Raw genomic sequence first — 20,787 nt, forward strand, 5'->3', positions numbered from 1 at the left:
GGAATATATCCACTACTACAACCATGATCGGATCAAACAAAAACTAAAGGGATTAAGCCCGGTGCAATACCGAACTCAATCCCTCGTGCTAACCTAACTAAACTGTCCAACTTTTGGGGGTCAGTTCATTAGGCTGGTTTTTTATTGCCAGTAAATGACTGCTGTGGGTCGTTAACAGCCATTGCAGAGGTGGCGAAAGCCGCCCTTGCTTTACAAAGATGCCTACGCATCAATAGGGCTCTGCGTTTAATAAGCTGTAGCCCCAATCTCAATTACTTGGCTAGCAGCGCCTCTAACTTCTCCGTATCCACGCAGAAGTTCCGAATCCCTTCAGCCAATTTCTCGGTAGCCATTGCATCATTGTTGAGCTGCAAGCGGAAACTGGATTCCTCTAGTTTTAGCGGTGCAATGCCTTCCGCCTCTAATGCAGCTTTGGCATTGGCAGGATTAAGTTTTTTCTCAACAGGCGCATTACTACTTTGCAGCTCAGCCAATAGCTCTGGGCTAATAGTCAAAAGATCGCAACCAGCTAACTCTAATATCTGGCTGGTATTGCGAAAGCTAGCCCCCATGATTTCAGTAGGAATGCCAAAGTGTTTGTAATAGTGAAAGATTCTCTTTACTGAAGTTACGCCAGGATCATTTGCACCACCATTAGCACTGTCACTCCAGTTGCTAGCTAACTTAGCTTTATTCCAATCGGTGATACGACCCACAAATGGAGAAATGAGTTTTGCATTGGCTGCACCACATGCAGCCGCTTGCACGAGTGAGAAGAGTAGGGTCATATTGCAATGAATACCTTGCGCCTCTAATTCTTTGGCGGCGGCAATGCCTTCCCACGTACTAGCTAACTTAATAAGAATGCGTTTGCGATCGATTCCATGGGATTCGTACAAAGCAATTAAATGCTTAGCTTTAGTTACAGCCGCCTTACTATCAAAAGAAAGTCTGGCATCAACTTCGGTAGAAACGCGACCAGGAACAATCTTCAGAATCTCCAAACCAAACGCAACCAAGATGTAATCCACCAAATCGGTCGGGCTCATACCTAGATGCGCTGCTTTGACCGACTGCACCAAATCTTGGTAATTGCTTTGTTGAGCAGCTTTCAGAATCAGGGATGGGTTGGTAGTCGCATCTTGCGGCTGAAAAGCCTGCATACGCTCAAAATCGCCTGTATCAGCCACAACGGTGGTGAGTTTCTTCAGTTGCTCTAGTTGGCTTAGTGACGAAGGGGTGCTATTCATGGGCTTGCTCGTTGCTCTAAGTTTGTTTTCTTGTGGATATCATATGATAGATGGATTAATTACTCAGTTCCAGTAAAGGCATTTGATAGCTATATGAACCAAGATCAACTAAAGCAAATGGTAGGCGAGGCGGCTAAAGATGAAGTGCTTAAGCTGCCTGCTGGACAGATTTTGGGCGTTGGTACAGGCTCGACTGCCAATTGCTTCATTGATGCGCTAGCTCCGCATAAGGATCATTTTGCGGGCACGGTATCGAGCTCTAACGCTACGACTGAACGCTTACTCAAACACGGTTTTAAGGTGCTAGACCCAAATGATGTGCAAGGTCTGCCAGCTTATGTTGATGGGGCAGATGAAATCGATCCTTTGGGTCATATGATTAAGGGCGGCGGCGGAGCGCTCACCAGAGAAAAAATTATTGCCTCCATGGCAAAGCAATTCATTTGCATTTGCGATTCATCAAAACAAGTTCCGGTGCTAGGCAACTTTGCATTACCAGTAGAAATCATTCCTCTTGCAAAAGGCGCTGTGAGTCGTGAGTTGGCAAAATTAGGCGGAAAAGTTACCCTACGTCTGGCAAAGAGCACTAGGGCCGATCTCAATCAAACTCCCAGCGAGCCTTTTGTCACCGATAACGGTGGTTGGATCTTAGATATAGCTGGCCTGAAGATTGCCGACCCTATTCAGATGGAAGCGCAAATCAACCAAATTGCTGGTGTGATTACTGTTGGTCTGTTTGCTAAAGAGAAAGCCAATATTCTGCTGGTTAGCAACGCTGCTGGCGTTGAAAGAATTGCGCTGTAGAAATTAAAAAACCCGACGGGGTATGCCCATCGGGTTTGTCTGCCATGGTATGCATGGCGCAGATAATCGGAAGGTAATTAGTTCCGACATCTATGAGTGCACAGATGCACTCATCTTAAGTGGCTTTCGCCAATGTGAGTGGGACACTAATTCTGTCTCACCACAACTTCATCCTACGCTTATCGTTGGCAGTGTCAACAGCAATTCAAAATATATTTTTCAATCAGTTATTTGCTGCAACACCGCAACCGATATTTACTTACTCTGCAGGCGGTACGTAACCTTGAGCCATATCAGCACCACCTTCAAAGAAGTACTTTTCTACCTGCTTTAAGAGGTATTGGCGAGCGCGAGGGTCAGCCATATTGAGGCGGTTTTCATTAATCAGCATTGTTTGGTGCTTTAACCAAGCAGCCCAAGCTTCTTTGGAGACTTGATTCCAGACCTTCTTACCTAGCTCGCCTGGAAGCGGGGCAAAATCCATTCCCTCAGCTTCTTTATTGAGTTTGATACATTGAACCATGCGTGCCATCTGTAATACCTTTCTAGTATTTCTTCAGTTTCTTAAATTACTTATAGATCTTTAGTTAAAACCATGGACTTGCGGTCCCAGTTATAAATTTGTTTTCTTTCTTCAGGCAGATCATCGACCGTTGCCCGTTTAAAGCCACGCTTTAAGAACCAGTGCTCAGTTCTAGTAGTGAGAACAAATAATTTTTTAATGCCTTCTTGCTTGGCGCGCATTTCAACACGCTTGAGTAGACGCTCGCCGTCACCCGACCCTTGAACATCAGGATCTACCGCAAGACAAGCTAACTCACCAACACCATTGGGAAATGGGAAGAGGGCGGCGCAACCAAAGAGAACGCGGTCATGCTCTATCACTGAGAAGCGCTGAATATCACGTTCAATCACATCTTGTCCACGAGCTGCCAAGATGCCTTCATCTTCCAGGGGCATGGTTAATTGCAAAATACCGCCGACATCATCTTGGTTGGCTTCGCGTAAGTTCTCAATATCGGATGAGGCTAGCATCATCCCAATACCATCATGGGTAAAGAGCTCTTCTAGTAGGGCTCCATCCTGATTGCAGGGCAAAAAGTGAACCCGGCTAACGCCTGCCCGTATTGCTCTGCCAGAGATGCTGAGTAAACTCTTCATGCCGAGATCCATGTCTTTGTTCTGGGCAACATACTCTTGCAACTGAGGCATAGATAGTTCAGTGATGAAGTCGCCTTCTGCGTCTTTTAAATCAGCATATGGACTCAGGAAAATCAACTTATCAGCTTTCAATGCAGCAGCAGTCGATGCTGCCACGTCTTCATACGCTAGATTAAATGCTTGACCTGTTGGCGAGAAACCTAAAGGAGACAGCAACACAATCTTATTGCTATCAAGAGACTGCCTAATCGAGCTAGAGTCAACTTTACGCACCAAACCGGTATGGATGTAATCAGTGCCTTCAACAACACCCACAGGCATTGCAGTAATAAAGTTTCCTGAGATCACAGAGATACGTGAACCAGCCATGGGAGTGTTTGGTAAGCCACGGCTAAATGCTGCTTCAATATCGAGGCGCAATTCACCGGCAGCTTCTTTTACGCACTCTAGTGCGGCTGCATCAGTAATCCGATAGCTGTGCAAGGCGCTCTTGCCAAACTTGCTTTTAATATTCCGGAGCATCAACTGCTCTTCAATCTGTGGGCGGATGCCGTGAACCAAAACAATGCGCATCCCCATAGCATGGAGCATGGCGATATCTTCAATCAGATTCTCAAGGCCGATTTCTTGGACCAGTTCACCCGCAAAGGCAATCACAAAGGTCTTCTCGCGGAAGCTATGAATGTAGGGCGCAACATCGCGCAACCACCCTACGAAAGGGAAGTTGGAGGTCGTTTCTTCGGCCATTAAGGCCTGGTTCGGTGCATTTGTTGGCATAGTGAGAAAATTATAGGGTGCAAGAGCCCATAAACCAACAAAAACCCAAAGCAATGCCACAGCCTGTGCCTGCTTCCAACACCTCACGTAAGCTAGAAATTCGCTTTCCAGAGGAATTGCCGGTCTCTGGTCAGCGTCAGCTGATCAAGGATGCCTTGCAGAGCCACCAGGTAGTGATTGTGTGCGGTGAGACTGGCTCGGGCAAGACTACCCAGCTTCCGAAGATCTGTTTGGATCTGGGGCGGGGCACGATTAATGGCGGCAAGCTCATTGGCCATACTCAACCTCGCCGGATTGCAGCCACCGCTACGGCCAAGCGTATCGCCCAGGAGCTAGGTTCGCCAATTGGCCAAGATGTAGGCTATCAAGTTCGCTTTGCTGATAAGACTAGCCATACCGCTTCTATCAAACTGATGACCGACGGCATCTTACTAGCAGAGACTCAGCGAGACCCTCAGTTACGTGCTTATGACACGCTCATCATTGACGAAGCGCATGAACGTAGTCTGAACATTGATTTCTTATTGGGATATCTGCGACAGCTACTCCCAAAGCGGCCAGATCTCAAGCTGATCATTACCTCAGCAACCATCGATGCCCAGCGTTTTGCCGAGCACTTTGCCATGAATGGCAAGGTAGCACCCGTTATCGAAGTCAGCGGTAGATTGTTTCCGGTAGAGCAACGTTATGCACCGCTGGAGCCGGATGGCAAAAAAGAATCCAAAACTGCCAAGGAAATTCCGGATGCGGTGACGGAAGAGATCGCCAGCTTATGGCGAGAGGGAGCGGCAGGCACAGGAGACGTATTGGTCTTCTTACCGGGCGAGCGTGAGATACGCGATTGCGCAGAAGCCTTACGTAAAGATCATGTCTTGCAGCAACGCTTTCATCCCGAGATTCTGAGTTTATTTGCTCGTCAATCGGTGGCTGAGCAAGAAAGGGTGTTCAGTCCTGGCAATGGGCGGCGCATCATTCTGACAACTAACGTTGCAGAGACCTCATTAACGGTGCCGAACATTCGTTATGTGATCGATAGTGGCCTGGCGAGGGTCAAACGCTACTCCTATCGCAATAAGGTAGAGCAGTTACAAATTGAACCCATCTCGCAAGCTGCTGCCAATCAAAGAGCAGGGCGTTGCGGTCGTGTATCCGATGGCATCTGCGTACGTTTGTATAGTGAGCAAGATTATCTAGGGCGGCCTAAATTTACTGATCCAGAGATATTGCGTAGCTCGTTAGCTGCAGTGCTGTTGCGCATGAGCTCCTTACGCTTACCCAAGATCCAGCATTTCCCCTTCATTGATAAACCCTTGGGTAGAGCGATTGCCGATGGCGTGCAACTTCTAGACGAATTAGGCGCAATTGAATTTGATGAATCAGAGCCTGCAGATGGCAAGGATATTAATAACAGCTTTAAGCTCACGGCCATTGGCAAACAATTAGCAGACTTACCCCTTGATCCGCGCATTGGCAGAATGCTCTTAGCTGCTAAAGAGCAGAATGCCTTAAAGGAAGTCACCATCATTGCATCTGCTTTAGCTACGCAAGACCCGCGTGATCGCCCCATGGACCAAGCTGCCGCCGCCGATCAAGCCCACCTTCAGTTTGCTGATGAACGCTCTGAGTTTCTGAGTTTCGTCAAACTCTGGAATTGGTATCAAGATGCTCTACAACACAAACATAGCAATCGACAGCTTGAGAATCTATGCAAGAGTAAATTTCTGTCACCTCGTCGCTTACGTGAATGGCGCGATGTACATGGCCAGTTGCATACGATGCTTGGTGAAAAGGGTTGGAAAGAAAATGCTTTGGCCGCAACGTATGAACAGGTACACCTTTCTTTATTAACTGGCCTACTCGGATATGTAGCCAAAAAAGAAGAAGACGAGAAATCTCAAGATCGCAATAGCAAAACAGGTGGTTACGTAGGGGCGCGGGGTATTCGTCCATTCATTTGGCCTGGTTCTACTATTGGCAAAAAGGCAGGCGCCTGGATTTTGGCTGGAGAGTTGCAAGAAACGAATCGCATGTATGCCAGAACAATTGCGAAGATTGAGCCGCAATGGGTGGAGCGTGTTGCTGCGCATCGCCTAATCAAATCCCTTAGTGATCCTTTCTGGGATAACCGTCAGGGCGAGGTGATGGCGTTTGAGCGGGGCACTTTGTATGGCTTGCCGATTTATCATGGCCGTAGGGTTCGATATGAACCACACAATCCCGAGGAAACTAGGGAGTTATTTATTGGCCAAGCCCTGGTACAGGAAGAAATGTTTGGGCGCATGGATACGCCTGCACTCCAGCGTGAAACAGAAACCGATGCCAAGAAAAAATATCCTAATGTGTTTGGATTCTTTTGGCATAACCGACGCTTGATTAAAGAAATCGAAGCCTTAGAACATCGCTCTCGTCGACCAGATGTATTGGTAGACGATGATTTGCTATTCGCTTTTTATGAGTCTCGAATACCTAAAGAAGTGCGTAGTCGTGAGAGTCTTAAGGCGTGGTTAACGAAAGATAGAAATACCGAAAAAGGTCTTGATACTCAACTTCGCCTAGAAAAAGCGGACTTGATGCGCCATGAGGCGGCTGGTATCACCGTAGATCGCTATCCAAAGACGATGTTAGTCGGTGGTGCACAGCTGAGTCTCACCTATCACTTCGAGCCTGGCAGCCCGAAGGATGGTGTAACCCTGGTCGTTCCTTTGACGCAACTTAATCAAGTGGATGGCCGTCGTTGCGAATGGCTTGTTCCTGGCATGTGTGAAGAGAAGGTGTTGCTGCTTCTTAAATCATTGCCGCAGAAATTAAGACGCCATTGTGTGCCGTTGCCAGATTATGCAAAGTCCTTCCTTGAGCGCAAGTTAGAGGAGAAGCAGTTCGGCGTCGGTGACTTTCTAGATAGTTTGATTGGCGATATTCGCAAAGAGCGCGGCTTAGAAATTAAACGCACAGACTTTAGGCCAGAGGCATTGCCACTACATTCCTCGATGAATTTCCGTCTGATTGACGAACATGGACGCCAGCTCGAGGTAGAGCGCAACTTGGCTCGCTTACGTTCAGAGTATGGGCAGACTGCCCGTAATGCCTTCCAGGCCATTGCTCAAGAGACTGCTCAGGTCGAATTGGGAGTGGAGCCACCAAGAGGCGAAAAATCTAAATCTCACGCAACCAACCCTGATGCGACTCGTAAGATCGAACAGGGCGGATACCGCACTTGGGAGTTTGGCGAGTTGCCAGAAACTTTAGAGATTCAGAAGGGAAACAAAACTTTATTTGGTTACCCCGCTCTAGTGGATCGCATCGACTTTTGTGATCTCGAGGTATTTGATGATTTAGAGGAGGCTCGCAAACAGCATGCTTTAGGACTACGTCGCTTATTTGCGCTGAGTAATAAAGATACGCTCAAAGCCCTACAAAAACAATTGCCCGGTATACGTGAGTTGGGTTTGCTATTTATCAATGTGGGATCGGTAGAGGGCTTGATTGATCAGATTCTGAATATTGCCCTTGAGCGTGCTTTTATGACCGAGCAACTTCCAGTGAATGCAGAGCAATTCGCCGAGCGCCTTCAAGCCGGAAAACCAAGATTGGCACTTATTGCCCAAGAGATATCTCGCCACGCATTAAATGCATTGCAAGCCCATGCAGATTTGCAGAAAAAGATTGCTAGTGCAAAAGCAGCTTCGCCAAGTGCTTATGCCGATATACAGGTACAGATGCAGGGATTGATCTTCCCAAAGTTCGTGGCGGAGATACCGTATTCGCAATTGGTGCATGTGCCACGCTACTTAAAAGCAATTGCGATGCGGATTGATAAATTACGATCAAATCCTAGTCGTGATGCCCAATGCCAAAAAGATTGGGAATCGGTTGCTCGTCCGTGGCAAAAACTGATGCAAGGCAACAAGGGGTCTGCCTCTTATGCGATGGCTGAGGATCAGGCTTTAACGGATTTTCGTTGGCAGCTGGAAGAGTTGAGAGTGGCTTTGTATGCTCAAGAGCTTAAAACCCCAACCCCAATGTCCTTAAAGCGGCTCGAAAAGGTTTTAGCAAGCTTGCGCTAGGTCAAATCCAAAGCATATCCACTGGATTTTGAGGCCTATTCAGTCTCCCCAATTGCTTACAATGGAGGGATGTACAAATTTATCAAGATTAGAGGTTTTCGCACAATCGCGACCTCTGCATTATTGGCGCTTTTGTTGGCCAATCAAACTGCTTCTGGGCAAACCACTAGCCCCGTAGCCTCAGCAACTCCTGCAAATCAACCCAAGTTGGCGGTGATTCTGAATTCTGGTTCTGCATCTGTCAGTTTGATCGATATGAACACACGTGAGGTTGTTAAAACAATCCCGGTTGGTAAAGAGCCTCATCACCTCATGATGACCCCTGATCAAAAATCATTATTGATTGCCAATGCTGCAGGTAATGATGTTGTATTGATGAATCCAACTACGGGTGAGCTGACTGGCAAGATTCCGAACATTATTGATCCATACCAAATCGGTTATTCCCCAAACCACAAATGGTTTATAGCCAATGGCAATCGCTTGGATCGAGTGGATATTTATGCTGCCGACAGTGCAAATCTCAAATTAGCTAAGACCGTAAAGCTAGGTAAGACACCCAGTCATATTGCTTTTACATCGGATAGCAAAATTGCATTTATTACTTTGCAAGACTCTAGTGAACTTGCTGCAATAGATCTTGAAACACAAAATGTATTGTGGGTGATTCCTACGGGTAAAGTGCCTGCTGGTTTGTGGATGACGCCTGGAGATCAATACCTTTTAGTTGGCATTACTGGTGAAGACTATGTTCAGGTGATCGACTGGAAAAATCGCAAAGAAGTGAAGCGCATCCCTACAGGTAAGGGTGCTCATAACTTTCGCCCTTTAGGGGATAAGAAGCATGTATTTGTAAGCAACCGTATTGCTTCTACGATCAGCTTGATCAATATGCAAACCTTGGAGAAGGTGGGCGATATCACTGGACTGCCGGCCGGTCCAGACGATATGGAAATTACTCCAGATGGTAAAACAATGTGGGTTACTTTCCGCTTTTCCAAAAAGGTTGGGGTAATAGATATTCCAACAATGAAGTTGGTAACAGTGATTCCAGTTGGTAAGTCACCACATGGTGTGTTTTTCACTCCAAGGGCTGGATGGGAATAATTAATATCATGAAGCGCCTAAGTCCTAATGCATTCATTCGTATCGCAGCCGTGCTGATGCTCGGCTGTTTTTCATTGGGCGCCAATGCTCAAGTCGCAGAATGTAGCAAGAAGGTCTACCTCACCTTCGATACCGGCAATATGTCAGTTGCTGAAAAAGTGGCTGAGATTCTCAAGCGGCAAAACGTAAAGGCTACTTTTTTCTTGGCTAATGAAAAAACTTACCGTGGTGACTTTGCCTTAGATGACTCTTGGAAACCCTTTTGGCAGCAATTGGCAAAGGAAGGCAATCATTTTGGTAGCCATACTTACGACCATGATTACTTTGTAAAGGATGGCCCTAAGGGGCAGGTTTTTGAGAAACAGCAATTTGGTCCAAAGGCAGGAGAAACTGTTCTATATAACGAGGCAGCAATGTGTAAACAGATTCGTCGGGTTGATCAGCGCTTTCAAGAAATGACGAGCCAGCCATTACAGAAAATTTGGCGTGCGCCAGGTGGTAAAACTTCCCCTACCTTGATTCGAATAGGGGATATGTGTGGCTATCAACACATTGGCTGGGCTCCCGCCGGTTTCTTGGGGGATGAGCTGAACTCAGAAAAGCATCCAAACAGCGCTCTGTTAGAAAGGGCGAGCAGAGACCTCAGGGATGGCGATATCACGATGGCTCACTTGGGTATTTGGTCCAGAAAAGATCCATGGGCACCCGCGGTTTTGGAGCAGTTGATTGTTAACCTGAAGGGCCGTGGTTTCTGTTTTGGGCTACTGCCCAAAGATTCTGCAAATCAGTCAAAATAAAGCATGGACCTCACTACCGTCACCTCCATGATTGCGAATGCTTATGCCAGCGTTCAGGAGTTTCTATTCGCTAATGTAGTGGGTCCGATTCTGTACCAATTCGACTTAATGTCTTGGGCTGAGGATGTGTTTGATGGGATCGATTGGTTCTTGTTTGGTTGTGTTCAGCTCTTCTTAATTCTGGTTGTATTAAGAACGTGGGAGCGCCTGGCCCCAGCAGAAAAGCAAGAGCGTTTTTCAAAGTCGAGTAGGGCGGACGTTCTGTACACCTTATTTCATCGTCTGGGAATATTTCATGGCTTGATTTTTATATGCCTATCTGGATTCTTTTTTGAGATTGATTCCATCCTGCATGATTTTCGTTTTGATCGCCTGAATGTAGAGTCCTGGTGGCCAGGCGTGACCTCAGTCCCCGTTGTTAGCTTTTTGATCTATCTCATCATTCTGGACTTTGTAGATTATCTTTACCATCGCGCATCACATGCATTTAATTGGTGGTGGCAGTTACATGCCTTGCATCATAGTCAAACAGTGATGACTGCCTGGTCCGATAATCGCAATAACATTCTCGACGACATCATGCGTGCAACCTTCATGGCTTTCTTCGCGCTATTGTTTGGCGTTTCCCCGGGACAATTCATCATGTTGATTGCGCTAAGCCAATTTATTCAAAGTTGGCAGCATGCCAATATTAAGGTTCACTTAGGGTCCGTTAAATACTTATTGGTTTCCCCAATGTTTCACCGCATGCATCACGCTGTGGGCTATGGGCATGAGGCTATCGGTAAGCCCGGCGTATTAGGCGGTTGTAATTTTGGTATTTTGTTTCCGTGGTGGGATATGTTATTTGGAACGGCCATCTTCACTAAAGAGGTCTATCCTACGGGAGTCAGAAATTTAACTGTTTCAGAAAATATCCTCACTCAACAATGGCAAAGCTTGGTTCGTGCCATTAAAGAATTCAAGCCTAAATAGACTGCAAGTCTGCGGGCAATAGGAGTTGTATGGTCGGATTACCGCAAGTGTTTAAATCGTTTGGCATGGCATTAGTTGGAACCATGCATCCGCGAATGCTATGGCTGAGCTTCAGGCCATTTTTGATCGTCTCAGTTTTATGGGGTTGCCTCATTTGGCTCACATGGACTCCAGCATTAGAAACATTAAGCATCTTTCTAACAACTTCTGTCTTTACTAGTTGGATACAAGAGGGTTTAGTTTGGGCGGGCTTTGAAAATGCCAGGGCATGGATTGCGCCATTATTTTTTGTCATGCTAATCATCCCTTTGATTACGATTAGCTTGTTAGTCTTTATTGCGTTTTCAACGGTACCCTCGATTGTGAAGATTGCCTCTAGGCAGTCACAATTTCAGGATCTAGAGTGCAAGAAGGGCGGCGGCTTCTTTCGCAGTTTGCTTTACAGCCTATGGTCAGCCCTCATTTGTCTTGCATTGGTGATGCTCACCTTGCCTGTGTGGTGGGTTCCTCCGTTGGTGGCCGTCTTGCCTCCATTACTATGGGGCTGGTTAACGATGCGCCTGATGTCGTATGACGTTCTGGCAAAGCATGCCAGCTCGGAAGAGCGCGATCTTCTGCTTCAAAAGTATCGCTGGCCATTGCTCTGTATGGGTATCGCATCAGGGATGTTAGGCGCAGTGCCAACCTTCTTCTGGGCTACCTCCGCATTGGCTTTGGTGTTATTTCCAATAGTGAGTTTTATAGCTCTTTGGATTTATTCTCTGATTTTTGTGTTTGCTGCTTTATGGTTTAGCTATTTCTTATTAGATGCACTCAAGCAATTGAGAGAGGAAGAGTTGGATCAAGCGCTCACAGTGCAATCTCGCGTTGTTGATATGGAACTGCCTTACCATGGTTGATGCAATTAAAAAAGTTGAAATAGAAGTGCCGAGCAAAGCCCAACGTCGCTTTGGGTTAATCGTGATTGGTGATGAGATCTTATCTGGTCGTCGTCAAGATAAGCATATGAGTAAGCTTATCGAGTTGCTCAATGAGCGCGGCCTCAGTCTTGCTTGGGCTAAATACGTTGCTGATGATCCCGAGCAAATTACTGCAACACTCAAAGACAGTTTTGCAAGTGGTGATGTTGTGTTTAGTACTGGCGGCATTGGCGCCACGCCAGATGATCACACCCGTCAATGCGCGGCACTTGCTCTGGGTACAAAAACTGAGTTACATCCAACTGCGCAAGAATTAATTGCTGGTCGCATTCAGTCGATGGCTGAGGGTGATCCCATCAAGTCAGATTTAAGCACTCCAGAAAATCAGCATCGCTTCAAGATGGGGGAGTTTCCGATTGGTAGTGAGATTATTCCAAACCCATACAACCAAATTCCAGGGTTTCGGATACAGGAGCATCACTTTGTACCCGGCTTTCCGGTAATGGCTGCGCCGATGATGGCTTGGTGCTTAGATACTTATTACAAGGATCTATTCCATCAAGAAAATTGGGCAGAGCAAAGCTTCATTGTTCCTAAGGGAGTTGAATCTACCTTAACCCCCTTAATGGAGCGCATAGAGGCTAATTTTCCGGGGGTGAAGGTCTTTAGTCTCCCTTCTGTCGGTGACGCCTCTAAAGGGGGCGTTTATGCCCAGCGTCATATTGAGCTGGGGATAAAGGGCAATGCCAACCTTCTAGAAAGCGCTTGGATTGCCTTGAGAGCAGGTACCCAAGAGCTGGGTTACGAAATCCACGACATCAGCCAGGCTTAATTGCACTAAAAAGGTGCAAATAGGGGTATTTAAGCTTGTATGAAGGGTATTTCAGCACTTAAACAGTGCAATAATGACTATTCCCGTTTGTTTGCTTCAGTAAATTAGATACATCCAGTAGGCGTGTTTGGTGCCTGGAATGAATAAGGGTGTATGCCTTAAGTTTTGATTCCGAATTTAGTTAATAGAGGAGATTTGCATGACGAAGACCGTCGCTGATGTGATGAAGTTGGTTAAAGAGAAAGAATGTACTTTCGTTGATTTCCGCTTTGTGGATACAAAGGGTAAAGAACAACACACGACAGTGCCTATCTCTGCTTTTGACGAAGATAAATTTGAGAGCGGTCATGCATTTGACGGTTCCTCTATCGCTGGTTGGAAAGGTATTGAAGCTTCAGATATGTTGCTCAAACCAGATCCAACAGCTGCATACATCGATCCATTCTATGAAGAGCCAACTTTGGTTCTCACATGTGACGTTATTGAGCCGGCTGATGGCAAAGGTTACGACCGTGACCCACGTTCAATCGCTAAGCGCGCTGAAGCGTATTTGAAGAGCACTGGCTTAGGCGATGCTGCTTACTTTGGTCCAGAGCCAGAGTTCTTCATTTTTGATGGCGTTCGTTGGGGTGCCGATATGCAGGGTTGCTTCGTGAAGATTGATTCCGAAGAAGCTCCATGGTCATCTGGTGCAGAAATCGAAGGCGGTAACACTGGTCACCGTCCAGGTAAAAAAGGCGGCTACTTCCCAGTTGCTCCTGTGGATACATTCCAAGATATGCGTTCTGAAATGTGCTTGATTCTTGAGTCATTGGGCATTCCAGTTGAAGTTCATCACCATGAAGTTGCTGGCCAAGGCCAAAACGAATTGGGTACTAAGTTCAGCACATTGACTCAACGCGCTGACTGGACTATCTGGCAGAAGTACGTTGTTCAGAACGTAGCGCATGCTTATGGCAAGACAGCAACTTTCATGCCTAAGCCAGTAGTTGGCGATAACGGTTCTGGTATGCACGTACACCAATCCGTTTGGAAGAACGGTGAGAACTTGTTTGCTGGTAACGGTTATGCAGGTTTGTCAGAGTTTGCATTGTTCTACATTGGCGGCATTATCAAGCACGCTAAAGCATTGAATGCAATTACCAACCCAGGTACAAACTCATACAAGCGTTTGGTTCCAGGCTTTGAGGCTCCAGTTAAATTGGCTTACTCAGCACGTAACCGTTCTGCCTCAATCCGTATTCCACATGTTCCAAATCCTAAGGGTCGTCGTATTGAAACTCGTTTCCCAGATCCATTGGCTAACCCATATCTCTGCTTCTCAGCATTGCTGATGGCTGGTTTGGATGGCGTACAGAACAAGATTCATCCAGGTGAAGCTGCTGACAAGAACTTATATGACTTGCCGCCAGAAGAAGATGCAAAGATTCCAACCGTTTGCGCAAGCTTGGAAGAGGCATTAGACGCATTGAAGAAAGATCACGAGTTCTTGACTCGCGGTGGAGTATTTACTGAATCTATGATTGATGCATATATCAATTTGAAAATGGAAGATGTCACACGTTTCCGTATGACTACTCATCCAATCGAATTTGATATGTACTACTCCCTGTAAGCGAAGGAGAGAACTTGAGCGCAGGTCTGTTGCGCAATTCGTTCAAGGGAGCAGCTACGGCTGCTCCTTTTTTTCCGACATTGCTTGATCAGATGCCCAATGCCATCGTGGTATTTGAGGCTGAGAACCAACAATTGGTGTACGTGAACCCAGCTGCCGAGTCAGCCTTGGACCTCTCGCGTAAATCACTTGAGGGTCAATCTGTGCACAACTTATTTGGTGACAACGTAGCATTAAGTGACATGATTTCTGAGGTGAAACAGGGTCATGTATTGGCCCAACGCCAAGAAATGGTTTTGCATTCATTGCCGGGTAGCATTCATCAAGATTCCATTCCAGCGCATGTAGTGGTTGCAGCATTAGAGGATCCCGCGCTGATCATGATGGAGTGGTTTCCGATCGACCAACAGTTGCGTAGTGAGCGCGATGAACGCGTAACACAGCAGGTTGAAGCAAATAAACAATTAATGCGTAATTTGGCGCATGAGATTAAAAACCCATTGGGCGGTATTCGTGGGGCAGCGCAGCTATTAGAGTTTGAGTTACCAGACAAAGGCTTGCGCGAGTACACGCAAGTCATTATTAAAGAATCGGATCGTCTGCAGACTTTAGTTGATCGTCTCTTAGCGCCGCATCGCAAAGCGCATGTGATGGAATCCTTCAATGTGCACGAAGCATTAGAGCGCGTGCGTAGTCTAGTCTTAGCAGAGTTTCCAAAAGGTTTGCGAATTATTCGTAACTACGATACAAGTCTGCCTGATGTCTTGGGCGACCGAGAGCAATTGATTCAGGCAACCTTAAATATTGTGCATAACGCTGCACAAGCGCTTTCTGAAGAGATTAGCAGCGGTATTGCGCAAATTGAACTGAAGACCCGTGTGGCACGTTCCGTCACGATTGCAAAGCATCGCTACAAATTAGCGATGGATCTGCATGTGATTGACAACGGCCCTGGTATTCCAGAAGAAATTATTGAGCGTATCTTCTTCCCATTAGTTTCGGGAAGAGAGGGTGGCAGTGGGCTTGGTCTTACCCTAGCGCAAACCTTTGTTCAGCAACACCAGGGGTCTATTGCTTGCAATAGTCGTCCAGGACGCACCGATTTTCATATTCAAATTCCATATCGTAGGCAGGAGAAAGCATCATGAAACCAATTTGGATCGTTGACGATGATCAATCTATTCGTTGGGTCTTAGAAAAAGCTCTAGCGCGTGAAAATATTCCGCACAAGAGTTTCTCTAATCCAAATGACGTTCTGAATGCCCTAGAAAAAGAAGCTCCACAGGTGCTGATCTCCGATATTCGTATGCCGCGTGGCAACGGCTTGGATTTATTGCAGCACGTGAAGGCAAGTCATCCGAATTTACCAGTCATCATCATGACGGCGTATTCTGATTTGGACTCCGCTGTCTCTTCATTTCAAGGTGGCGCCTTTGAATATCTCACCAAACCTTTTGATGTCGAAAAGGCGATTGAATTAATTCATCGTGCGGTAGAGCAGGGCATCCGCAATGACTCTGGTGCGAAAGAGTTAACTGCGTGGAGACAAGACGCCACTGAGATTATTGGTCAAGCACCAGCAATGCAGGAAATTTTTCGTGCCATTGGGCGCTTAGCGCAATCTAACGCCACAGTCCTGATTACTGGAGAGTCCGGCACTGGTAAAGAGTTGGTTGCCCACGCCCTGCATAAGCACAGTCCATGCGCCAAAGGGCCATTTGTCTCATTAAGTACTTCGGCTGTGCCAAAGGATTTATTGGAGTCGGAGTTATTTGGTCATGAGCGCGGTGCTTTCCCAGGTGCGCAGACTTTGCGTCGAGGTCGTTTTGAGCAGGCTGACGGCGGTACTCTATTTTTAGGTGAGGTAGGTGACTTACCTTTTGATCTACAAACCCGTTTACTGCGCGTTCTGACTGACGGACATTTTTATCGCATCGGTGGACAAGACCCGATTAAGGCAAATGTTCGGATCATTGCTTCGACACATCAAAATCTAGATGCAAGAGTCACCGCTGGTTTCTTCCGTGAAGACTTGTTGCATCGGTTGAATGTGATTCGTTTGCGCATGCCTTCATTACATGAGCGTAGTGAAGACATTCCAATGTTAGCTAGACATTTCATGTTGAGCTGCGCGAAGTCTTTGGGCGTTGAACCTAAAAAATTGTCAGATGAAGTCTTAAAAGAAATGAGCGCAATGCCATTTCCGGGAAATGTACGTCAATTAGAGAACTTATGCCACTGGTTAACGGTGATGACGTCTGCAAACGTGATTGGCGTAAGTGATCTTCCGGCTGATATTGTTTCCGAAGTGAACGAACAACCCATCGTTATTCACGGCGAGTCTTCGCCAAGTAATCCCGTTGCTGCCAAAGTGGCTGTAGGTGACTGGGAGAATGGTTTGGGGCGTCTGGCTGTCAAGATGTTGCAAGATGGCGATAAAGAAGTTTTTGATGCCTTGACCGCACGTTTTGAAAGGGCAGTATTGCAGGCAGCTTTAGAAGTTACTCGTGGCAGAAGGGTAGAGGCTGCCCAGCGTCTAGGTATTGGCCGAAATACGATTACCCGTAAGTTGCAAGAGCTCGGTATTGATGACTGATTCAGTTCGAATAGCTGCGTGGAATGTGAACTCTTTAAAAGTTCGCCTTCCACAAGTGCTTCGTTGGTTACAAGATCAAGAAAGCAAGAAACAAGCGATTGATGCGCTTTGCTTGCAAGAGCTTAAGCTTACGGATGATAAGTATCCCCATAAAGAACTGGAAGATGCGGGTTACCTCAGTTTGGCTGCCGGTCAAAAGACTTATAACGGCGTTGCGATCATCTTGCGTAAAGCGGCACTCGCACCTATCGCTTCAGATATAGAAACAGCATTTCTGAGCCCCACTAGAAACATACCCAACTACGAAGATGAGCAGCAGCGCATCCTCGCGGCGACAGTTTGCTTTGCTGGTACGAAACCAATGAGACTGGTGTCAGCCTATTTTCCAAATGGACAATCGCCTGATAGCGACAAGTTTCAATACAAACTAGGTTGGTTGAAGGCATTACAAACTTGGTTAACAGAAGAGCTCCAACAGAACGAACGCTTAGCACTCTTGGGTGACTTCAATATTGCTCCGGCAGATGAAGATGTTCATGACCCTAAGGCATGGGAAGGGCAGAACCTTGTTTCACCACCAGAGCGTGAGGCGTTTCAAGATCTGATCAAGCTTGGGCTCCATGATTCATTCAGAATGTTTGAGCAGGCGCCGAAAACTTTTAGTTGGTGGGATTACCGCATGATGGGTTTCAGAAGAAATGCCGGCATGCGCATTGATCACATTTTGCTGAGTGAGGCACTCAAGGGAAGATGTAGTGCTAGCACGGTAGATAAAGTGCCTAGAGCCTGGGAGCAGCCCTCGGACCACGCTCCAGTGATTGCGCAGATCCAAAAGACTTAATCCGTAAGCCTAGGGCTTACACTAGCCCAGCATTCTGAATCTTGCTTTATCCTTATGATTAGTATCGATAATTTCCGCCCTTAGACAAAGCCATCAGTTTAAAAATTAAGCACTTGAATGCCATTACCTAGAAACACGATTACCCATGCACTCATAATTTCCGGTACCTTGATGCTTGCCGGTTGCATGATGGTTGGCCCGGATTTTGTAAGACCCCCTGTTAAGGCAGTAGATCAATATAAATCAACAGCTCAAACTGAATTTACCGAATCTTTGGGTGAAAACTCAAACAAGATTCTAGACCCAGTAGAGTGGTGGAAAAGCTTTAACGATCCGACGCTCAATGTCTTGCTAAAACAAGCTACTGCGCAAAACCTCACTTTGCAACAAACTGCTCTACGGATATACCAACTGCAGGCACAACTGGGTGTGAGCGATGCCGCATTATTGCCATCCGCCAATTTAAGTGCTTCATATTCCAATGCCCGCAATAGCGCAATTCAAGAAGCGATTAATGATTCCAATAATTTGGTCTCTAAAAATGCTTTGGTGCAGGTGAGTTGGGAGCTAGATTTTTGGGGAAAAAATCGCCGTGGAATTCAGAGCTCATTAAGCTCCTATTTATCTGGGGTTGCAGCCTTCTACTCGGCAGACGTGTCTTTAACTGCGGATGTTGCGAATACTTACATCAATATCCGCAACTATGAAGAGCTAATCATGGTTGCTAAAACCAATCTAGCTTTGCAAAAAGAAAGTTTACGTATCGCAGGCGCGCGCTTTAAATACGGTGCCACCTCGATGTTAGATCTGAGTCAGGCGCAAGCCCAGTATGAGCAGACGAAGGCCCAGATTCCGGCTTTGATCGCGAATTTAAAGAAAAACCAGCATGCCATGAGTATTTTGCTGGGCGAGCCTCCTGAGTACTATGAAAAGACTTACGGAAACACCAAGGGAAGCCTGAAGCCTCCATCTGAGCTTGGGGTTGGTATGCCAAGGGATTTATTACGTCGTCGCCCAGATGTTCTGCAGGCCGAATTTGATGCTGCTTCTAAGTCTGCTTTAATTGGTGTAAGCAAGGCGCAACTGTTCCCAACATTTACCTTGGGCGGTCTCTTTGGTTATGCCACCTCAAATTACGGAACCTTATCCTCCGCTAATTTATTTAGTTGGGGCAATAACTCTTCTGGGGTAAACGCTGGAATTTCCTTGCCGTTGTTTTATAGAGGCGCAATTGTGGATCAAGTCCGCGTGCAGGATGCTATTTTCCAGCAGAGTCTCTTGGCCTATCAAAACCAAGTCTTGAATGCCCAGAAGGAAGTTGAAGATTCGCTCATTACTATCTCGACCACTAAAAGTTCAAAAGAAGATTTAACGCGCGGTGTCGTTGCAGCGCAAAGTGCTGCAGATTTGGCTCTTGAGCGTTATAAGGCTGGGCAGAATGATTACACCACGGTGATCACTGCACAGCAGAATCTATTAAATATCCAAAACTCCCTGGTCCAAACTTCATCAAACGAGCTCATCGGATATGTAGTCGCATTTAAAGCACTTGGTGGCGGTTGGACTGCGGACATGAGTCCTCCTAAGTTGCCAGATCAGATGGTTGCCGATATGACCGACCGAACAGATTGGGGTTCTGTCCTCACTAGGACAGGTGATCCACTAACGGTGAAGGCTAGCAAGTTTTTGGTAGATGCTCCTGATCCATCAAAGCCCACACAAACTACTATGCCGGCTACATTAAATATGCCATCAAATACAACGACTCCGCCGACCCAGGGAAGTGCTGCGCCATGAAAGATCTATTAATAAAAGTCAAGCTTTTGCTGTTGCCCTTGTGGGACAAGCTTGTGACTCTATGGGGCTCGCTCTTAGGAAAATGGAATGCATTCCTAGTAAAGCTAAGCACGGTTGAGATTCCTATTCTCAAGAAGAAACTTTCACCACGGACAATTGGGGTTTCTTTATTAGTTCTCGTTGCTTTGATTGCGCTGATTTGTTTGAAGTCTTGTGGCAAAGAAATTAAGCAAACCCCAATTCCAGTAACAACCGCTCAACCACTGTCTCAAGAGATCCGCAGTTTTGCAACCTTTGATGGTCTAGTTGATCCATACCTGACGGTGAACTTGGACGCGCGCGTTAAGGGCTACCTTACTAAGATTGGTTTTGCTGACGGAGCGATGGTGAAGAAGGGCGATCTTCTGTTTGTCATTGAGCAAGACCAATACATACAAGAGGTGAAATTAAAACAGGCAATTTATACCGAAGCGAAACTTGAGTATGGCCGTCAGAAATCTTTACTCAAAGAGAATGCAACCTCGCAAGCAGCCGTTGATAAGGCCTTATCGCAATACCAGCAATCTGAGGCTAATTTAACGCTCGCAAAGATTAATTTGGGCTATACCGAAATCAGGGCACCATTTGATGGGCTCATGGGAAGGCACTTATTAGATGTCGGTACCTATTTAGATTCCACTACAAAGGGTGTGCAACTCTCCAGTATTCAGCAGATCTCCCCCATTTATGTGTACTTCTCTATTAATGAGAGGGATTACTTAAAGTTTCAAAGGGGTCAAGATGCAAACGCAGAACGTAAGTCTGAAGTAAATACCTTGCCCATCTATGCCGGTCTTCAAGGTGAGGTTGGATATCCTTTTGAAGGTGTTTTGGATTACGCCGCAAATTTGATTTCTACAGAGACTGGATCCTTGCAATTGCGGGGAATCTTCAAAAATGAGAAGTACGACTTAATCCCTGGTTTATACGCTCGAGTTATGGCTCAGTATGGCGCGCCAAGACAGGCTTTGCTGCTGCCCAAGACTGCTGTAATGACGGATCAAGTGAGTGACTATGTTTTTGTTTTAGATAATGCCATGCGTGCTCAACGTCAAGACATTAGCCTAGGTCAGCGCTTTGAGAAGTATGTCGAGATCAGCAAAGGGTTGACTCCAGATAGTAAGGTGGTCATTAATGGTTTTATTAATCTGAGCATTAATCAAATTGCTAGCCCAACACAGGTCACGCTTGAGGCAATGCCAGCTCGATAAT

The 20,787-nt window shown here is 46.4% G+C and carries 17 protein-coding genes; 14 read left to right on the top strand and 3 right to left on the bottom strand.

All coding sequences use genetic code 11. The annotated features are described in order from the left end of the window. Positions 1-97 (top strand): IS3 family transposase (locus ICN40_RS09115; RefSeq protein WP_216123889.1); only part of this gene is annotated, 97 nt, incomplete at its 5' end. Between the two features lie 175 nt (positions 98-272). On the opposite strand, the gene tal is transcribed toward ICN40_RS09115, so the two are convergent. Next, positions 273-1,250 carry a transaldolase gene (gene tal, locus ICN40_RS09120; RefSeq protein ID WP_216243559.1) on the bottom strand — a complete coding sequence of 326 codons (978 nt, stop codon included), beginning with the start codon at positions 1,248-1,250 and terminating at the stop codon, positions 273-275. A gap of 93 nt (positions 1,251-1,343) precedes the next feature. Here tal and rpiA point away from each other — a divergent pair, with 93 nt between their 5' ends. Continuing rightward, positions 1,344-2,054 (top strand): ribose-5-phosphate isomerase RpiA, encoded by a 711-nt coding sequence (gene rpiA / locus ICN40_RS09125; protein WP_216243562.1) that lies wholly within the window; start codon positions 1,344-1,346, stop codon positions 2,052-2,054. A gap of 259 nt (positions 2,055-2,313) precedes the next feature. Here the strand turns inward: rpiA and ICN40_RS09130 are convergent, their stop codons facing one another. Beyond that, complete coding sequence (locus ICN40_RS09130) at positions 2,314-2,586, bottom strand: oxidative damage protection protein (protein WP_046330271.1); 273 nt, start codon at positions 2,584-2,586, stop codon at positions 2,314-2,316. A gap of 41 nt (positions 2,587-2,627) precedes the next feature. Further along, positions 2,628-3,992 carry an amino-acid N-acetyltransferase gene (argA, locus tag ICN40_RS09135; protein WP_216243564.1) on the bottom strand — a complete coding sequence of 455 codons (1,365 nt, stop codon included), beginning with the start codon at positions 3,990-3,992 and terminating at the stop codon, positions 2,628-2,630. Positions 3,993-4,045: 53 nt separating this feature from the next. Between argA and hrpA the strand changes: the two genes are divergently transcribed. The 12 genes from hrpA (at position 4,046) to ICN40_RS09195 (ending at position 20,786) form a co-directional block, all read left to right on the top strand. Then, positions 4,046-8,056, top strand: a complete 4,011-nt coding sequence (gene hrpA, locus ICN40_RS09140; RefSeq protein WP_216860761.1) for an ATP-dependent RNA helicase HrpA — start codon at positions 4,046-4,048, stop codon at positions 8,054-8,056. A 69-nt stretch (positions 8,057-8,125) separates the two neighbouring features. Continuing rightward, the gene (locus ICN40_RS09145) at positions 8,126-9,163 is read left to right on the top strand and encodes a cytochrome D1 domain-containing protein (protein WP_072582196.1); all 1,038 of its coding nucleotides are present in this window, start codon (positions 8,126-8,128) and stop codon (positions 9,161-9,163) included. An 8-nt stretch (positions 9,164-9,171) separates the two neighbouring features. Next, positions 9,172-9,960 (top strand): polysaccharide deacetylase family protein, encoded by a 789-nt coding sequence (locus ICN40_RS09150; protein WP_216243566.1) that lies wholly within the window; start codon positions 9,172-9,174, stop codon positions 9,958-9,960. 3 nt (positions 9,961-9,963) lie between these two features. Then, positions 9,964-10,935 carry a sterol desaturase family protein gene (locus ICN40_RS09155; RefSeq protein WP_216243568.1) on the top strand — a complete coding sequence of 324 codons (972 nt, stop codon included), beginning with the start codon at positions 9,964-9,966 and terminating at the stop codon, positions 10,933-10,935. Between the two features lie 29 nt (positions 10,936-10,964). Next, positions 10,965-11,834, top strand: a complete 870-nt coding sequence (locus ICN40_RS09160; RefSeq protein WP_216243569.1) for an EI24 domain-containing protein — start codon at positions 10,965-10,967, stop codon at positions 11,832-11,834. Beyond that, complete coding sequence (locus tag ICN40_RS09165; protein WP_216243572.1) at positions 11,827-12,687, top strand: molybdopterin-binding protein; 861 nt, start codon at positions 11,827-11,829, stop codon at positions 12,685-12,687. The genes ICN40_RS09160 and ICN40_RS09165 overlap by 8 nt, the downstream gene beginning before the upstream one ends. A gap of 199 nt (positions 12,688-12,886) precedes the next feature. Beyond that, entirely contained in the window at positions 12,887-14,302 is a 1,416-nt protein-coding gene (glnA, locus tag ICN40_RS09170; protein ID WP_072582200.1) for a type I glutamate--ammonia ligase, read from the top strand. A 26-nt stretch (positions 14,303-14,328) separates the two neighbouring features. Continuing rightward, a complete protein-coding gene (gene glnL, locus ICN40_RS09175; protein WP_374222787.1) occupies positions 14,329-15,450 on the top strand; it encodes a nitrogen regulation protein NR(II) in 1,122 nt (373 codons plus the stop codon). Beyond that, positions 15,447-16,898, top strand: coding sequence for a nitrogen regulation protein NR(I) (ntrC, locus tag ICN40_RS09180; protein WP_216243575.1), 1,452 nt, complete (start codon positions 15,447-15,449; stop codon positions 16,896-16,898). Before glnL ends, ntrC begins: the two co-directional genes overlap by 4 nt. Beyond that, positions 16,891-17,739: an exodeoxyribonuclease III gene (gene xth, locus ICN40_RS09185; protein WP_216243577.1), complete on the top strand. Its 849-nt coding sequence runs from the start codon at positions 16,891-16,893 to the stop codon at positions 17,737-17,739. The genes ntrC and xth overlap by 8 nt, the downstream gene beginning before the upstream one ends. A gap of 117 nt (positions 17,740-17,856) precedes the next feature. Then, positions 17,857-19,536 carry an efflux transporter outer membrane subunit gene (locus ICN40_RS09190; RefSeq protein WP_216243579.1) on the top strand — a complete coding sequence of 560 codons (1,680 nt, stop codon included), beginning with the start codon at positions 17,857-17,859 and terminating at the stop codon, positions 19,534-19,536. Then, a complete protein-coding gene (locus ICN40_RS09195) occupies positions 19,533-20,786 on the top strand; it encodes an efflux RND transporter periplasmic adaptor subunit (protein WP_216243580.1) in 1,254 nt (417 codons plus the stop codon). Before ICN40_RS09190 ends, ICN40_RS09195 begins: the two co-directional genes overlap by 4 nt. Position 20,787: the final 1 nt, after the last annotated feature.

It is taken from the genome of Polynucleobacter sp. Fuers-14 (assembly GCF_018882045.1).
Lineage (GTDB): Bacteria > Pseudomonadota > Gammaproteobacteria > Burkholderiales > Burkholderiaceae > Polynucleobacter.

What these genes read in the sequence shown, in the direction of transcription:
- ICN40_RS09130 (WP_046330271.1), bottom strand. Translation starts at nt 2,586, where the DNA reads ATGGCACGCATGGTTCAATGTATCAAACTCAATAAAGAAGCTGAGGGA.
- ICN40_RS09190 (WP_216243579.1), top strand. Translation starts at nt 17,857, where the DNA reads ATGCCATTACCTAGAAACACGATTACCCATGCACTCATAATTTCCGGT.
- rpiA (WP_216243562.1), top strand. Translation starts at nt 1,344, where the DNA reads ATGAACCAAGATCAACTAAAGCAAATGGTAGGCGAGGCGGCTAAAGAT.
- ICN40_RS09150 (WP_216243566.1), top strand. Translation starts at nt 9,172, where the DNA reads ATGAAGCGCCTAAGTCCTAATGCATTCATTCGTATCGCAGCCGTGCTG.
- ntrC (WP_216243575.1), top strand. Translation starts at nt 15,447, where the DNA reads ATGAAACCAATTTGGATCGTTGACGATGATCAATCTATTCGTTGGGTC.
- argA (WP_216243564.1), bottom strand. Translation starts at nt 3,992, where the DNA reads ATGCCAACAAATGCACCGAACCAGGCCTTAATGGCCGAAGAAACGACC.
- ICN40_RS09145 (WP_072582196.1), top strand. Translation starts at nt 8,126, where the DNA reads ATGTACAAATTTATCAAGATTAGAGGTTTTCGCACAATCGCGACCTCT.
- xth (WP_216243577.1), top strand. Translation starts at nt 16,891, where the DNA reads ATGACTGATTCAGTTCGAATAGCTGCGTGGAATGTGAACTCTTTAAAA.
- ICN40_RS09160 (WP_216243569.1), top strand. Translation starts at nt 10,965, where the DNA reads ATGGTCGGATTACCGCAAGTGTTTAAATCGTTTGGCATGGCATTAGTT.
- ICN40_RS09195 (WP_216243580.1), top strand. Translation starts at nt 19,533, where the DNA reads ATGAAAGATCTATTAATAAAAGTCAAGCTTTTGCTGTTGCCCTTGTGG.
- tal (WP_216243559.1), bottom strand. Translation starts at nt 1,250, where the DNA reads ATGAATAGCACCCCTTCGTCACTAAGCCAACTAGAGCAACTGAAGAAA.
- ICN40_RS09165 (WP_216243572.1), top strand. Translation starts at nt 11,827, where the DNA reads ATGGTTGATGCAATTAAAAAAGTTGAAATAGAAGTGCCGAGCAAAGCC.
- hrpA (WP_216860761.1), top strand. Translation starts at nt 4,046, where the DNA reads ATGCCACAGCCTGTGCCTGCTTCCAACACCTCACGTAAGCTAGAAATT.
- glnA (WP_072582200.1), top strand. Translation starts at nt 12,887, where the DNA reads ATGACGAAGACCGTCGCTGATGTGATGAAGTTGGTTAAAGAGAAAGAA.
- ICN40_RS09155 (WP_216243568.1), top strand. Translation starts at nt 9,964, where the DNA reads ATGGACCTCACTACCGTCACCTCCATGATTGCGAATGCTTATGCCAGC.